The organism is Bacillus sp. ZY-1-1, from assembly GCF_003047165.1.
Classification (GTDB): domain Bacteria; phylum Bacillota; class Bacilli; order Bacillales; family Bacillaceae; genus Bacillus; species Bacillus velezensis.
Window position 1 is genome coordinate 2,634,371 of record NZ_CP027061.1, and the last position, 14,500, is coordinate 2,648,870.

At 46.5% G+C, this 14,500-nt stretch carries 14 protein-coding genes, 1 riboswitch and 1 other annotated feature (1 of these 16 only partly in view); of the genes, 5 read left to right on the forward strand and 9 right to left on the reverse strand.

Going from position 1 to position 14,500, the window contains the following annotated elements; genetic code table 11:
• Nucleotides 1-35: 35 nt before the first annotated feature.
• Nucleotides 36-869 carry an STAS domain-containing protein gene (locus C5I45_RS12925; protein WP_003154749.1) on the reverse strand — a complete coding sequence of 278 codons (834 nt, stop codon included), beginning with the start codon at nucleotides 867-869 and terminating at the stop codon, nucleotides 36-38.
• Nucleotides 870-1,088: 219 nt separating this feature from the next.
• On the opposite strand from C5I45_RS12925, the gene C5I45_RS12930 reads away from it, so the two are divergent.
• Nucleotides 1,089-2,048 (forward strand): S8 family peptidase, encoded by a 960-nt coding sequence (locus C5I45_RS12930; protein ID WP_014304883.1) that lies wholly within the window; start codon nucleotides 1,089-1,091, stop codon nucleotides 2,046-2,048.
• Between the two features lie 139 nt (nucleotides 2,049-2,187).
• Nucleotides 2,188-2,342, forward strand: a riboswitch (SAM riboswitch).
• An 83-nt stretch (nucleotides 2,343-2,425) separates the two neighbouring features.
• Entirely contained in the window at nucleotides 2,426-4,714 is a 2,289-nt protein-coding gene (gene metE, locus C5I45_RS12935; RefSeq protein WP_107994423.1) for a 5-methyltetrahydropteroyltriglutamate--homocysteine S-methyltransferase, read from the forward strand.
• A gap of 48 nt (nucleotides 4,715-4,762) precedes the next feature.
• Here the strand turns inward: metE and yeiL are convergent, their stop codons facing one another.
• Entirely contained in the window at nucleotides 4,763-5,434 is a 672-nt protein-coding gene (gene yeiL / locus C5I45_RS12940; RefSeq protein ID WP_107994424.1) for a transcriptional regulator YeiL, read from the reverse strand.
• Between the two features lie 81 nt (nucleotides 5,435-5,515).
• Between yeiL and C5I45_RS12945 the strand changes: the two genes are divergently transcribed.
• Nucleotides 5,516-6,700 carry an MFS transporter gene (locus tag C5I45_RS12945; RefSeq protein ID WP_107994425.1) on the forward strand — a complete coding sequence of 395 codons (1,185 nt, stop codon included), beginning with the start codon at nucleotides 5,516-5,518 and terminating at the stop codon, nucleotides 6,698-6,700.
• Between the two features lie 242 nt (nucleotides 6,701-6,942).
• Nucleotides 6,943-8,004 (forward strand): BclA C-terminal domain-containing protein, encoded by a 1,062-nt coding sequence (locus tag C5I45_RS12950; protein ID WP_014304879.1) that lies wholly within the window; start codon nucleotides 6,943-6,945, stop codon nucleotides 8,002-8,004.
• A 20-nt stretch (nucleotides 8,005-8,024) separates the two neighbouring features.
• Here C5I45_RS12950 and C5I45_RS12955 read toward each other — a convergent pair whose 3' ends face one another.
• The 4 genes from C5I45_RS12955 to C5I45_RS12970 all read right to left on the reverse strand — a co-directional run bounded on the left by C5I45_RS12955 (nucleotide 8,025) and on the right by C5I45_RS12970 (nucleotide 10,778).
• The gene (locus C5I45_RS12955; RefSeq protein WP_003154755.1) at nucleotides 8,025-9,152 is read right to left on the reverse strand and encodes a glycosyltransferase; all 1,128 of its coding nucleotides are present in this window, start codon (nucleotides 9,150-9,152) and stop codon (nucleotides 8,025-8,027) included.
• 4 nt (nucleotides 9,153-9,156) lie between these two features.
• Nucleotides 9,157-9,621 carry a hypothetical protein gene (locus tag C5I45_RS12960; protein WP_107994426.1) on the reverse strand — a complete coding sequence of 155 codons (465 nt, stop codon included), beginning with the start codon at nucleotides 9,619-9,621 and terminating at the stop codon, nucleotides 9,157-9,159.
• Between the two features lie 21 nt (nucleotides 9,622-9,642).
• Nucleotides 9,643-10,227: an alpha-helical endospore appendage domain-containing protein gene (locus tag C5I45_RS19945; RefSeq protein WP_025851750.1), complete on the reverse strand. Its 585-nt coding sequence runs from the start codon at nucleotides 10,225-10,227 to the stop codon at nucleotides 9,643-9,645.
• Nucleotides 10,228-10,367: 140 nt separating this feature from the next.
• Nucleotides 10,368-10,778 (reverse strand): organic hydroperoxide resistance protein OhrB, encoded by a 411-nt coding sequence (locus C5I45_RS12970; protein WP_003154758.1) that lies wholly within the window; start codon nucleotides 10,776-10,778, stop codon nucleotides 10,368-10,370.
• A 137-nt stretch (nucleotides 10,779-10,915) separates the two neighbouring features.
• Between C5I45_RS12970 and C5I45_RS12975 the strand changes: the two genes are divergently transcribed.
• The gene (locus C5I45_RS12975; RefSeq protein WP_107994427.1) at nucleotides 10,916-11,362 is read left to right on the forward strand and encodes a MarR family winged helix-turn-helix transcriptional regulator; all 447 of its coding nucleotides are present in this window, start codon (nucleotides 10,916-10,918) and stop codon (nucleotides 11,360-11,362) included.
• A 27-nt stretch (nucleotides 11,363-11,389) separates the two neighbouring features.
• Here the strand turns inward: C5I45_RS12975 and C5I45_RS12980 are convergent, their stop codons facing one another.
• From C5I45_RS12980 to proB, 3 genes are all read right to left on the reverse strand, one after another.
• Nucleotides 11,390-11,815 carry an organic hydroperoxide resistance protein gene (locus tag C5I45_RS12980; RefSeq protein ID WP_060386903.1) on the reverse strand — a complete coding sequence of 142 codons (426 nt, stop codon included), beginning with the start codon at nucleotides 11,813-11,815 and terminating at the stop codon, nucleotides 11,390-11,392.
• 113 nt (nucleotides 11,816-11,928) lie between these two features.
• Entirely contained in the window at nucleotides 11,929-13,176 is a 1,248-nt protein-coding gene (proA, locus tag C5I45_RS12985) for a glutamate-5-semialdehyde dehydrogenase (protein ID WP_107994428.1), read from the reverse strand.
• The gene (proB, locus tag C5I45_RS12990; protein WP_044053138.1) at nucleotides 13,173-14,285 is read right to left on the reverse strand and encodes a glutamate 5-kinase; all 1,113 of its coding nucleotides are present in this window, start codon (nucleotides 14,283-14,285) and stop codon (nucleotides 13,173-13,175) included. The genes proA and proB overlap by 4 nt, the downstream gene beginning before the upstream one ends.
• Nucleotides 14,286-14,353: 68 nt before the next feature.
• Nucleotides 14,354-14,500: a binding site (T-box leader), on the reverse strand; it runs 66 nt beyond the window's last position.

Consider the following 14,500-nt stretch of genomic DNA (forward strand, 5'->3'; position numbering starts at 1 on the left):
CCGGAGTGATTCGGCAGCCTGTTTTGTTATGTATGTTATTGATGATAATTGAGAGCCTGAGCGAGATTGGACTTGACCGTAATCTCTGAGAAATTAATGCCGAGCTGTACGGCGGTTTGAGCAATTTCCGGCCTGATTCCGGATAAAGTGGACGTGACGCCGATCAATTTCAGCGCCTCAATTAATTTAAAAATCTGATGCGCCACCATCGTATCGACAACCACTACACCCGACAGGTCAATTAACAGATGTTCAATCAGCCGTTTTGCACATGTGCTCAGCGTATTTTCAAGAATGAATTTGGCGCGCTCCGTGTCAATATCGCCGACAAGCGGCAGCAGCGCCGTCCGTTTGCTCAGCGTGATAACCGGCGAGCTTAACTCCAAAATCATTTCTCTTTGCGCATTCAGCTGCATTTTTGAGTTATGCTCAGCATGATCGACAAACGTGTAAATCGTAAAATCAAATACTTGTGCAATTAAATTCTCCCATTTCTTCCTTTCTCCCTCGGCAAATGAAGATTCATGTTTATCGGCAAACGCATCATAATAACTGATGTATAGTCTCCGGTTTCTCATGAATTCACGGACTACATACTGGACGGGAGTATCCAGATGCTTCTGGTCTTTCGCAAGCTCAATCACCCACCGCTCGAACTCTTCTAAAAATTCTTTTTCCGGCATGATATACATTTTATTAATATGCCGGTAAAATTCTTTATCCTGCTCCGTCAGTTCTTCTGTGATGACGGGATTTGTCAAAGAATAAATCGAATTCGGATCCGAATCTTCCATCGTTTCGATCCACTCTTTCGCAATTTGATCCACTTGTTCTGAAAAATAGCTGTATAACGCTTCATTTATCTTCATCTCTCTTCTCCTTTCCCATTTCCAATTATAGCGTCAGCGGGTCATGAATGAAAATGAAAGCTGTCAAACTATCCATTTATTTGAAATTTTTTAGTCCGATAGATTACGCCTTTTTTATGAAAATGCTTCAAATGACTCTTTCCGGCCGGCATGCTCTGCCATAAAATAGTAGCAACACCCTTGTATCCACTCGCAAGCATAAAAAAGGAGGGCTTTTTTATGAATGGTGAAATGCATTTGATTCCTTATGTCACGGATGAACAGATCATGGATGTGAACGAGCTTCCTGAGGGGATTAAAGTGATTAAGGCGCCAGAGTTGTGGGCAAAAGGGTTTAAAGGCAAGGATATTAAAATCGCGGTGCTTGACACAGGCTGCGACATCAATCATCCTGATTTGAAAGACCGGATTGTCGGCGGGAAAAACTTCACCGATGATGACGGAGGCAAAGAAGACGTGATTTCCGATTACAACGGACACGGGACACACGTTTCCGGAACGATTGCAGCCAATGATTCAAACGGCGGAATTTCGGGTGTCGCGCCGGAAGCAAGCCTTTTAATCGTTAAAGTTCTCGGCGGGAAAAACGGCAGCGGCAAATACGAATGGATTATTAACGGCATCAACTACGCCGTTGAACAAAAGGCGGACATTATTTCCATGTCACTCGGCGGGCCAAGCGATGTGCCTGAACTGAAAGAAGCGGTCACAAATGCGGTAAAAAGCGGTGTTCTGGTCGTTTGCGCGGCAGGAAACGAAGGCGACGGAGACGAGCGTACAGAGGAACTGTCGTATCCGGCCGCTTACAACGAAGTGATCGCAGTCGGATCAGTCTCAATCGCCCGTAAATCGTCTGAATTTTCAAACGCTAATAAAGAGATTGACCTGGTGGCTCCGGGAGAAAATATTCTCTCCACCCTTCCCAACCATAAATACGGGAAGCTGACGGGCACTTCAATGGCCGCCCCGCATGTGAGCGGAGCGCTTGCCTTAATAAAAGGGCTTGAACAGGACGCGTTTCAGCGGACGCTTTCTGAGGCTGAAGTCTACGCCCAGCTCGTGCGGCGGACCCTTCCTTTGGACATCGCCAAAACATTGGCCGGGAACGGATTTCTGTATTTAGACGCGCCTGAAGTACTGATGGAAAGAGCCGAACAGGCACAGCTGCTGTCTTTCTGATATTTTTCTCGTATAATGATTGATCAGTTTGTCACATCACCAATTTTTAAATTGTGAGATTTTCTATTGACAGTGATCTGAATAAGCTGATAAGATAACCAACAAATGATGTAACTTTTCAAAAAAATTGAAATACTTTCTCTTATCGAGAGTTGGGCGAGGGATTGGCCTTTTGACCCCAACAGCAACCGACCGTAATTCCATTGTGAAATGGGGCGCGTGATTTTTGCGCCGAGACGATTGTCTCATAAGGCACGGTGCTAATTCCATCAGACGTGATCTGAGAGATAAGAGAGGCTTGCATTTTGAAGTTAAAGCCTCTTTCTCTCATGAGAAAGAGGCTTTTTTGTTACATCTCACTTAAAGGAGGAGATTTAATGACAACAATCAAAACTTCGAACCTCGGTTTTCCGAGAATCGGCTTGAACAGAGAATGGAAAAAAGCACTTGAGGCTTATTGGAAAGGAAACACTGATAAAGAAACGTTTCTTAAAAAGCTTGACGGTTTATTCTTATCAGCTGTCAAAACACAGCTTGACCAACATATCGATATCGTGCCGGTCTCTGATTTCACTCATTATGATCATGTGCTTGATACCGCCGTCAGCTTTAACTGGATTCCGGAAAGATTCCGCAGCATCACGGATCCCGTTGATACATACTTTGCGATTGCCCGCGGTGTAAAAGACGCCGTTTCCAGTGAAATGACGAAATGGTTCAATACCAACTATCATTACATCGTTCCTGAATATGATGAAAGCATTGAATTCCGTCTGACGAGAAACAAACAGCTTGACGACTACCGCCGGATCAAAGAAGAATTCGGAGCGGAAACGAAACCTGTCATCGTCGGTCCGTATACATTCGTCACGCTTGCGAAAGGATACGAAGAATCAGAAGCGAAAGCGATTCAAAAACGCCTTGTTCCTCTTTATGTGCAGCTGCTGAAAGAGCTTGAAGCAGAAGGCGTCAAATGGGTTCAGATTGATGAGCCTGCCCTTGTGACAGCTTCTTCTGAAGATGTCCGCGCCGCAAAAGACCTCTATGAATCTATTACAAAAGAGCTTTCAGGACTGAATGTCCTCCTGCAGACATACTTTGATTCAGTTGATGCATATGAAGAACTCGTTTCTTATCCCGTACAGGGAATCGGACTTGATTTCGTGCATGATAAAGGCAGAAACCTTGAGCAATTGAAAAAGCACGGCTTCCCGAAAGATAAAGTGCTGGCAGCCGGTGTGGTCGACGGCCGGAACATTTGGAAAATCGATGTAGAAGAACGCCTTGATGCGGCTTTGGATATCCTCAGCCACGCTGATGTTGAGGAGTTATGGATTCAGCCTTCAAGCAGCCTTCTGCACGTGCCGGTGGCGAAACACCCTGACGAGCATCTTGAAAAGGATTTGCTGAACGGCCTGTCATACGCTAAAGAAAAACTGGCGGAACTCGGCGTCTTAAAAGAAGGGCTTCTGTCCGGCAAAGCGGCCGTCAGTGAGCAGATCGAAGAATCAAAAGCGGCACTTAAGGCTTTAAAAGCATTCGCAACAGGAGCGAACTCCGCTCAAAAAGAAGAGCTGAATCAGCTGACGGAAAAAGATTTCTCCCGTCCGGCAAGCTTTGAAGAACGATTGGCGCTGCAGAATGAATCACTCGGTCTTCCCCTTCTGCCGACGACGACAATCGGAAGCTTCCCTCAATCTGCCGAGGTGCGGAGCGCACGGCAAAAATGGCGGAAAAAAGATTGGACGGATGAACAGTACCAAGCCTTTATTAATGCGGAAACGAAGCGCTGGGTTGACATTCAGGAAGAAATCGGCTTAGACGTGCTCGTTCACGGAGAATTTGAGCGGACGGACATGGTGGAATACTTCGGTGAAAAGCTGGCCGGATTCGCCTTTACGAAATATGCATGGGTCCAGTCTTACGGTTCACGCTGCGTACGTCCGCCTGTCATTTTCGGAGATGTCGAATTTATCGAACCGATGACGGTAAAAGATACGGTCTACGCCCAATCGCTGACGGAAAAACATATAAAAGGCATGCTGACGGGACCTGTCACCATCTTAAACTGGTCATTCCCGCGTGTGGATATTTCAAGAAAAGAAATCGCCTTCCAGATCGGGCTTGCCCTCAGAAAAGAAGTAAAAGCGCTTGAAGATGCCGGTATTCAGATTATCCAAGTGGATGAACCCGCGCTCCGCGAAGGACTGCCGTTAAAAACGCAGGATTGGGATGAATATTTAACTTGGGCCGCAGAAGCATTCCGGTTAACGACGTCTTCTGTGCAAAATGAGACGCAGATTCATACGCATATGTGTTACAGCAACTTTGAAGATATCGTAGATACGATCAATGATCTTGACGCGGATGTCATTACAATCGAACACAGCAGAAGCCACGGAGGATTTTTAGAGTACCTGAAAGAACATCCTTACGTGAAAGGCCTCGGACTCGGTGTATACGACATTCACAGCCCGCGTGTGCCGGCAACTGAAGAAATCTATCAAATTATTGATGACGCGCTTGAGGTGTGTCCGACTGACCGCTTCTGGGTAAACCCGGACTGCGGACTGAAAACAAGACAGCAGGAAGAAACCGTTGCGGCATTAAAAAATATGGTCGACGCCGCGAAACAGGCACGAAAAAAACAAGCTCAGCTTGTATAATGAAAACAGCCATCCGTAAATTGCGGGTGGCTGTTTTTTCTGGGCATGCTACTTATTCTGCAGCGCTTCTGCAAGTTCATACAATGAATCATACTGCTTAATTTGATAGCCCCGCCCCTCTTTTTGCAAATACCCTTTTTGGCAGAATTGCGTCAGCACATGCAAGAGATGACGGTAAGATACACCCAAATAATCACAGACCGTTACGTGCTTCTCTTTATAAACCCCTTTATAAGCCGTCTGCAAAATAAAATCAGCAAGCCGGTTTTCAAGCGGGAACGCCAGACTTTGTGAATATTTCGAAGCCATAAGCGTTGCCTTAGCACTTAAAAACTTAGCCAGCTCACGCAGGAATTTCGCATCCTGCAGCAATTGCGCGCGGCAGCGGTAAATAGGCAGAACAAAACAAACAGTCTTCGCTGAGGCTTGAATTCCTTTTGTGTAATACACTTCATGTAATAGTTCCATCTCTCCGATGTAATCATTTTTGTTGATAAAATTAATTAAAGAAACTTTCCCGTTTTGGTGGGTTACATATATTTTCGCTTTTCCTTCAATCACGTAAAACAGGAAGTCAGGCCTCCTGCCCTCTTGAATAATCCATTCGTCCCGCTCATATTCGCGCACTTCCATAAACTCTTCAGCGGGGAAAGAGAATAAATGCGCGATTGAGTGTTTTTCTAACTGATGCCGCTTTTTCTCGCCTTTATAAATTTCCATCGTCCACCCCAAAAATATGAGATATCTCATATTGTCTTTATGTCCTTACATGATAACATGCCAATTAAAGGAGGAACGGGAATGAAAGCATATCGCTGGATGAGTCTGCATTTTTTTAGTTTTTTTATGACATGGGGTGTTTTTCTGCCCTATTGGACGGGATGGATGGTGCATATAAAAGGGGTTTCCGTATCCGAAGCCAGTTTCATTATGAGCCTGGGCCTGGCGGCAAGAGGGATTTCCACATTATTTTTCTTCCCTTATTTATCAGGAAAATTCAGCAGCAAAGCCTTATTAAACGGTGCCAGAATCGGGACGCTACTCGCACTTTTATGTTATATTCCCGCTGATTCTTTTCAAAGCCTGCTTCTTGTCACATTAGTGCTGCATGTGTTTTACCCGGCTTTAATGCCTGCTTTAGACAGCGCTTGCGGCGTCCTTGTACAGCATAACGAATTAAAGGCTTATGGGACTAGCCGACAGTGGGGATCTGCGGGTTTTGTTTCAGCCGGCGTCATCCTGTCCGTCTTTACAGGTATATTCGGAGATCAAGCGATTTTATGGGCACTGCTTTTGGGCGCCCTGATATTCGCATCCCTAAGCTTTATGCATGCGCCAGCTGTTCTTTCAAAACGGCCGGAAACAGACCGTGCAAGAAAAGAGGGCATGTTTGCCTTATTCCGCATCAAATATTTCGGTCTGGTGCTCGCAATCGTTATCTTACTGCAGGCGGCACATGCATCTTACTACAATTACGGTTATCTCTTTTTGCAGGACATCGATGCGCCCGCATATGCCATCGGAATCATCATCAACATCGCCGTTATCGCGGAGATTATTTTCTTTGCAATCGCTGACCGATACTTTCATCAATTTACGGCAGGCTCTTTGCTCGCCCTGGCGGCGCTTGGTGCTACCGTACGCTGGATACTCGTATTTGCCTTTCCGCATGTCATCATTTTCTGTCTTGCGCAGACGCTGCATGCCTGTTCATTCGCGATGGGACACTATGCATTTATGAAATACTTAATTAAAAATATTTCACCCGCGCAAATCCCGAAAGCCCAAGGTATATATTCAGCGCTTGCTCTCAGCTGGAGCACTGCGGTATTTACTATTTTCGGAGGTTTTTTATATGAAATTGAACCCCGGTATTCCTTTATCGGAATGATTGTTTGTACGATACCGTCCATGCTTCTCGCCCTTTTATACAGAAAACTTGAAATGAAAAAGAGCGTTTTTGCAGGAAACGCACAAGATATATAGCCATCGCTTTATAGACGATCACATGTCCCGCTGTCATTTTGACCGATTTTGTGAATGCTGGGCGATGTATTTTCTCTATATTTAAAGTATTTCCATCATATATGATGAAATTAATGAAGGGAATTCGTTCAGAAACTTGGACAGAATCAGTGAATATAATGATACAGTACTGCTTACGCTCATTTGGGGGGAACTTTGTTCGCAATAAAATGATTTTCAGCCAACTCATAAGGAGGGACATTGTGTCACAGCCTAATATGCCCAATATCACCCCTGTCGTTACACTTTCCAGAGACGATACCATTAACCTTCTTCTTTCGTCAATTGCTATGGAAGAGCTGGGAATGGCACATATTCTGAATGCGGAAGGGGAAAAAATCCAATACGCGCTCGGAACGATTCCCGGATTAACAGGACCCCCGTCAAGTCTTGCGGATATTCTTAACCTGAATGAGAGCGTCCGGGATACGCTTGACAGCTTAATGAAACAGGAGCTCCTTCTCGGTTCAAAATTGGACAGTATCTCAAATATCCCTACATTGGCGGGACCGACTGGTGCCACGGGGCCGACGGGGGTCACGGGTGCGGGTCTTCAAGGGATTGTTGCTTTTAATCCGCTGATCGCCCCTACTTACACGACCGGACAGGTTGTCTTGTATAACGGCAGCTCTTATGTCGCAAACGTAAACAGCCCGTCGGGAACCCCTGAAACCTCAGCTGACTATACACTTTTAGCTGCGGCGGGAAGCACCGGCGCTACTGGTTCAACCGGGCCGACCGGAATTACCGGGGCTACTGGCGGCACTGGATCAACTGGAATTACTGGCGTTACAGGACCGACCGGAGTTACCGGGGCTACCGGCATTACAGGGCCTCCGGGAAGCACCGGAACAAGTCTGACAGCCACTTCCGGCTATGCGAGCAATACGGGCGGCGGTGTTGTCGCAGTTATTGTCGGCGGCACGGACATTTCCTTACCGAATGAACAAAACCTCTCAGCGGATATTACCGCTAATGCCGCAAATACTGTATTCACCGTTGCTCCGGCAGGACGGTACTATATTTCCTACCATATTAATTTAACGGCCGGCCTGCTAGTAAGTTCGCGCATCTTAATCAACGGCACTCCGGCTGCAAGTTCGATTATTGCCCCGGTCGCGTCTTTGGCAAGCTTCAATAACTCCTTTATTGTGACTTTGACAGCAGGCAGCACCATTCAGCTCCAGCTGTTCGGATTATTGGGTGCGGCCACATTGCTTAGAGGAAGTGCCGGCGCAGCTTTAAACATTATTCGATTATCTTAATGGAACATGCAAAAAAAGGATCAGGCGTTTGTCCGCTGATCCTTTTTTAATTGAGACAGAAGTTCTTGCGCGGGTTTAAATTGCGGATTGAATTTCACGGATTTTTTGGCGTAAGCGATGGCCGTCATATCATGGTTTAATGCAGCATGGCATTTCGCCATATAATAAAAAGCTCTGAAATCGGCAGCACCTTTTAAAATGAAGTGATCAGCGTTTTCTCCTTCAACCTGCGTTCCGGCTTCAAATGCTTTGATTGCCGCTCTGTACTTTTCCAAATGATATAATACAAGGCCTTTATAATAATGAAGATTGCTGTAATCAGGATAAAGCTTGAGCACTTTTTGAATCCCTTGTTCGGCTTCTTCATATCGCTTGAGCTCAAGCAATATTGTATATTTTAGAAAATACAGAAGAGACGGAGGCATTCGTTTCTCACTTAAAAATTGAAATATTGAGCCGTTGACAAGATGTAATGCTTTTTCATAGTCTTTTATTCTGTAACATTCACTTGCCAGATGATAGACTAGCCACGGATCAGGATTTTCCTCTGAAAGTTCTTCATTTAATATGCTGATATTCCGTTTATGTTTTTGTTTGATTTTTTCTTCCTGCTCCAAGTAGCCGTAGTGATGAATCACACATGGGAGCGTGAAAAAAGCATTGTTTTCTTCCTCATTGGGAGCCGAGATATTCTCGTGAATTCTGCCTTGATACAGAAGGCCTTTATGATTGCGGAACAGCCTCGGCTGCATGCTTTCAAACGCTTCGTTTTCATCGAGCTGCTTCCCCGTATAATTGATGATTTTCAAAAGTCCCCGGCTCGGTAATCCGTCATGAAGCAGCGAAGTTAAAAAACGGCCCGTCTCCTGATCGAGCTCTTCATCCGCGTCAAGCACTAATATCCAATCCCCTTCGGCATGCTGCAGGGCGTAATTTCTGGCCTTTGCGAAATCATTCTCCCATTCGAAATCAAACACTCTTGCCTGAAAGCTTTTGCATATATCTTTTGTATTATCTTGTGATCCGGTGTCTGCGATGACGATCTCATCAGCGATGTCTTGTACACTTGATAAACAACGGGAGATGTATCTCTCCTCGTTTTTCACAATCATGCAAAGAGTCAGTTTACATTCAGCATTTCCGCTCATTTTCTCACCTTTCCCGATTTTGGAGTTGTTGATTGAACCAAGGCCGTCCAGGAGTGCCGTTCATCGTTATGATGACAGGCCGCACCCATCTGACGGCAGGTTCGGCAGTTGATTCTGCATCCCATTCCTGAAGCTGCCTGACAGCCCGCTTCGTAATGGGATGCGCCCGGAATTCGCGCGGGCTTTCACAAATGAATTTTTTCGTTCGTTCCGTCACTGTCTTCATTTCATGAAAGTGCCGCGCATACATCTGCTTCTGTTCTTCTCCCAAGCTGATCATTAAAAACAGCCGGCCGCCCGTTTCCATCTGCCAGCGGCACAATGCGGAGAACAGCCTGATTTCTTCTTTGTAATTTGAACCCCTTCTTTTATCCACGGTCACAGATAATATATTTAACAGCGCCATCGTGAGACAATGCAAGGCTTCAAAAGATGTCTGTTTCGCTTTTGAGATGCTTGGATACGGCATATGCTTCACCCGTCTCTTTTTTTATGAACGCTCCCCGCCTTTTTTCTTCCAATCGCAGTCCTCACAATCCCCGCACTCACAGCAGCCAATACGGCCGTAAAACAGGTCGTCACACGGATCTTCCGGATCACTGGGATCGTCCGGATTCCACGGGTCATCAGGATCGCCCGGATCACTCGGATTACTTGGGTCGTCCGGATTCCACGGGTCATCAGGATCGCCCGGATCACTCGGATTACTTGGGTCGTCCGGATTCCACGGGTCATCAGGATCGCCTGGATCACTCGGATTACTTGGATCGTCCGGGTCTATACAGGCTTCAGCATCCTGTAAGTAGATAATGTCTTCAAGCTTCGTCTGCAAAAGGAGTTGTGATTTCATGACGGTGCGCAGGAGCCGTTCAGTGCTTCTATTGATTGATGATAATTCCCCTAAGGAGGGATCGCCGGAAGCGCTGAGAAACATTTGAATCCTTTCCGCTTCCGCCTGCAGAATATGGGATAGTCCGATTTCTTCCATAGCCACGGATGAAAGAAGGAGGTTCAGGGTCTCACATCTGGAGAGTGTAATGTCGGGGGTGATGTTCGGTATGTTTGGAAGAGTCATCGATTTCTCCCTCTTTTCTCTTGGTGTCATTATGCAAAAGTGCTATATCGTATTCTTATTCCGGGAGAGAAGAGATCATTACTGATGTTTTCGTTAATAAAATATCCCGGATATGAAATCCGGGATATTCGTTCGTTTCTTTATTTCAATTCAAGTTTGACGTCTACATTTCCTCTTGTTGCTTTTGAATACGGACAGAACTCGTGAGCGGCGTGCACCAGCTTCTCCGCCGTTTCTTTATCAAGATCTTTTGTATCAATGACGAGCGTTACGCCGATTTTGTAACCCCCGTCACTCTCATCTTTTAAAAGGCTGACCTGTCCTTCAATTTCAGAGGTCATGTCGATTTTTTGTTTTTGGGCGGCGAGTTCAAGCGCTCCCCCGAAGCAGGCAGCATATCCTGCCGCAAAGAGCTGTTCAGGGTTTGTGCCGGTTTCTCCGTCTTTTTTTGCATTCGGCATGATGATGTCAAAATCCAGCACCCCGTCTTCGGATTTAATATGTCCTGCTCGTCCGCCGACTGCGGTCGCTTTTGAAGTAAATAATGCCATTATTATCAGCCTCCTCATTGTACTTACTGTATATATTGCCCCTGCTCATATTTTTAAACATGATTGCAATAGGAAATGGGCCGTTTTTCGGCTACAATAGGGGTAACGTTAACAAAAAAGAGTTGGTGAAAGAAGTAATGGCAGAAAAAGATTTTGAACATATGAAACTGGAGAATCAGCTTTGTTTTTTGCTGTACGCAAGCTCAAGGGAAATGACGAAACGGTACAAACCGCTGCTTGATAAGCTCAACGTAACTTATCCCCAGTATTTGGCGCTGCTTTTATTATGGGAGCACGAAGAACTGAATGTGAAACGGATGGGTGAGCTTTTGCACCTGGATTCCGGAACGCTGACACCGATGCTGAAACGGATGGAGCAGCACGGAATCATCATGAGAAAGCGGTCGGCTGAAGACGAGCGATCCGTGACGATCAGGCTCACAGATGAAGGACGGGCCTTGCAGAATACAGCGGCGGATATCCCCATTACCATGCTGGAACAGACGGGACTGTCAAAAGAGGAATTAAAGCAGGTAAAACAGTCGCTTTATGAGGTTTTGAAAACGCTGCACGGCAAAAAATAAGGATGCCCCGAATGGGCATCCTTATTTTTATTCTGCTGCCAGAAGCTTCACTTCAATATTTCCCGCTGTCGCTTTTGAATACGGGCAGACACCGTGCGCTTTTTGGATAAGGGCTTCAAGCTCCTGTTTCTCAATGCCGGAAGCTTTGACCTCAAGGGTGACGCCGAGTTTATATCCTTGGTCGCTTTCATCTTTCAGCAGACTGACATGCGCAGTGACCTCTGTTTCAATACTCAGACGCTCTTTTCTTGCTACGAGTTGAAGAGCGCTGTCAAAGCAGGCTGAATATCCTGCGGCAAACAGCTGTTCAGGGTTTGTGGCTTGTTCGAGCTTTTTTGCTCTTGGCGTTCCCGGCATGGCAACATCAAGATTCAGCACTCCGTCAGAAGACGTGACTTTCCCTTCACGTCCGCCGTCGGCTGATACGGTTGCAGTAAATAATGGTTTTGTCATGTAAATTCACCTCTATTATATTGTGCGCAATTTAATTTTACGAAATGTAATGGAAACCGTCAATCTTTCCGCATAAAAAAAGCTTACCCTTTTTGAAGGATAAGCTTAAAAGATTATACCCGGATTTGTCCGTTTCCTTTGATGATGATTTTTGTAGATGTTAACGCCGGAAGTCCCATCGGCCCTCTCGCGTGAAGCTTTTGCGTGCTGATGCCGATCTCGGCTCCGTATCCGAATTCAAAACCGTCCGTAAACCGGGTTGAAGCATTATGATACACGGCGGCGGCGTCAACGGCGGTCTGGAAGTAAGCCGCATGCTCGGCGTTCTCCGTCAGAATGGCTTCTGAATGGTTTGTGCCGTACTGCTGAATGTGGCGGACCGCCTCCTGTACGTCCTGCACCGTTTTTACACTGAGAATCGGCGCCAGGTACTCCGCTCCCCAATCGGCTTCTTCTGCTTGTTTCGCTTGAGGCTCCAGTCCGCAAATCACCTGGTCTCCTCGGAGCTCAACCCCTTTTTCTGTCAGCTGATTCAGCAGCTTTCGTCCGTGTTCTTCGGCCCATTTTTCATGAATCAGAAGAGATTCAATCGCGTTGCAGACCGAAGGACGCTGTGTTTTGGCGTTGATGACGACCTCGCTTGCCATAAAGGGATCTGCTGACTCATCTATGTACACGTGGCAATTGCCCGCTCCGGTTTCTAAAACGGGTACGGTTGATTCCCTGACCACAAGATCAATTAAATTTTTACCGCCGCGCGGGATCAATACATCCAGCCCATCATTTAATGTAAAGAGCTGTTTGGCGGTTTCTTTGCTTGTATCTTCGATGAGCTGAACGGCATCAATCGGAAGCTTTGACAGCCCAAGTGCGCGTTTCATCACACTGACAAGCGCTATGTTGCTGTGGATGGCGGAAGAACTTCCTCTGAGCACAACCGCGTTTCCGGTTTTCAGACAGAGTGTGGCCGCGTCTACGGTAACATTCGGTCTGGCCTCATAGATCATGCCCACTACTCCGAGGGGCACGCGGATCTTTTCAATAGATAATCCATTCTCTTTTTGAATGGTCTCCAATGATTCACCGACGGGATCTTCAAGACCGATTAGCAGTTCCACGGCGTCCGCGATATCGAGCAGGCGTTTTTCATCAAGCGTCAGCCTGTCAATAATGTCAGCTGTCAGTCCTCTGTTCCGTCCCGCTTCAATATCTTTCTGATTCTCTGTTAAAATCAGCTGCCGTTCATTTCTGAGTCCGTCTGCAATACATTGGAGCGCTTCGTTTTTTTCAGCCGTCGTTTTCATGACCATTTCGGCAGCCGCTTCTTTTGCCAAAGCTGCTTTTTGCAATACTTCACTCATTTGTGTTCCCCCTCGTCAAATAAATTCACCCAATCATCTCTGTGAATCACTTCCACCTGCTTCGTTCCTGAAAGCTGGTCGCTCCGCTTCCCTTTGGCTTCTAAAATTTCATCGGATGAGTACTGCGTCTGCCCTTTGCCGATAATGCCGCCGGGCCCTCTGACTTCCACAACGGCTCCTTTCGGAAAACTGCCGCAGACATCGGCGACGCCGGCCGGGAGGAGACTTGACCCGTTATGGATCATCGCCTGCTCCGCTCCCCCATCAATGATGATTTCCCCTGATATCGGAGAATGAAACATGATCCATTGCCGTGTATTATTCACTGAGGACAGGTCTTTATCGCCGATATAAGTGCCGTCGCCTTTTCCGTCTAAAATCACCATCAGTTTTTCACGTCCGGAGCCGGTTCCGATAAACACCTTCACCCCGAGCGACAATGCGGTCTGAGCGGCGAGAAGTTTTGACTTCATGCCTCCGGTGCCGACCTTTGAGCCTGCTGACCCGGCATATCCGAGCAATTCAGGTGTGATGTCATTCAGATAGTCAAACCGCTTTGCATCCGGGTTTTCATTCGGATTGGCATCGTACAGCCCGTTAATGTCTGTGAGAATCATTAATTGGTCTGCATGAATCAAACCGCTTACAAGCGCCGACAGCATGTCGTTATCACCGAACGTCAGCTCTTCGACTGATGTGGAATCATTCTCATTAATAATCGGCACGACGCCGCGCTCCAACAGTTCCATTACAGTGGCATAGGCATTTCTGTACCGCTCTCTTTTTGAGAAATCATTTCTTGTTAATAAAATTTGTGCCGGCGTCAGACCGTATCTTTTTAAATGGTCCATATATTGCTGCATTAAAAGCGTCTGGCCGACTGCTGCAGCTGCCTGTTTTCCTTTTATCGTAACGGGTCGCGACGGATAGCCGAGAGCGGAAAAACCCGCTGCCACCGCGCCTGAGGTAATGAGGATCACTTCATGCCCGTTTTCTTTTAATAAAGAAATGGCTTCCGTATGTTCCTTGATTTTTGCTTCATCAATACTTCCGTTACTGTTGGTGAGCGAGCTGCTCCCGATTTTCACAACAATTCTTTGTTTTTTCATCGTTTCTCCTCCGTGGCAATCAATCCAAACCGGCTCTCGTCAATAAAAAAGCCCATTCCGTCCTGAAAAATAAGGACGAAATGGGCTTTCCGTGGTACCACCTTGTTTGAACGCGTTTTTCACGCGTCCCGCTTTCCTGTAACGCCAGGTATCGCGCCTGAGTTTTCCCCTCAGGACTCCAAGGCAGGTTCGGCAGGTTTCATGCGGCAAAATGT

Bases quoted from the DNA above. Each gene is read 5' to 3' on its own strand.
- C5I45_RS19945 (WP_025851750.1), bottom strand. From the start codon at position 10,227: ATGACTCTTCCAAACATACCGAACATCACCCCCGACATTACACTCTCC.
- C5I45_RS12925 (WP_003154749.1), bottom strand. From the start codon at position 869: ATGAAGATAAATGAAGCGTTATACAGCTATTTTTCAGAACAAGTGGAT.
- C5I45_RS12980 (WP_060386903.1), bottom strand. From the start codon at position 11,815: ATGACAAAACCATTATTTACTGCAACCGTATCAGCCGACGGCGGACGT.
- C5I45_RS12975 (WP_107994427.1), top strand. From the start codon at position 10,916: ATGGCAGAAAAAGATTTTGAACATATGAAACTGGAGAATCAGCTTTGT.
- C5I45_RS12955 (WP_003154755.1), bottom strand. From the start codon at position 9,152: ATGAGCGGAAATGCTGAATGTAAACTGACTCTTTGCATGATTGTGAAA.
- metE (WP_107994423.1), top strand. From the start codon at position 2,426: ATGACAACAATCAAAACTTCGAACCTCGGTTTTCCGAGAATCGGCTTG.
- proB (WP_044053138.1), bottom strand. From the start codon at position 14,285: ATGAAAAAACAAAGAATTGTTGTGAAAATCGGGAGCAGCTCGCTCACC.
- C5I45_RS12970 (WP_003154758.1), bottom strand. From the start codon at position 10,778: ATGGCATTATTTACTTCAAAAGCGACCGCAGTCGGCGGACGAGCAGGA.
- proA (WP_107994428.1), bottom strand. From the start codon at position 13,176: ATGAGTGAAGTATTGCAAAAAGCAGCTTTGGCAAAAGAAGCGGCTGCC.
- C5I45_RS12960 (WP_107994426.1), bottom strand. From the start codon at position 9,621: ATGCCGTATCCAAGCATCTCAAAAGCGAAACAGACATCTTTTGAAGCC.
- yeiL (WP_107994424.1), bottom strand. From the start codon at position 5,434: ATGGAAATTTATAAAGGCGAGAAAAAGCGGCATCAGTTAGAAAAACAC.
- C5I45_RS12945 (WP_107994425.1), top strand. From the start codon at position 5,516: ATGAAAGCATATCGCTGGATGAGTCTGCATTTTTTTAGTTTTTTTATG.
- C5I45_RS12930 (WP_014304883.1), top strand. From the start codon at position 1,089: ATGAATGGTGAAATGCATTTGATTCCTTATGTCACGGATGAACAGATC.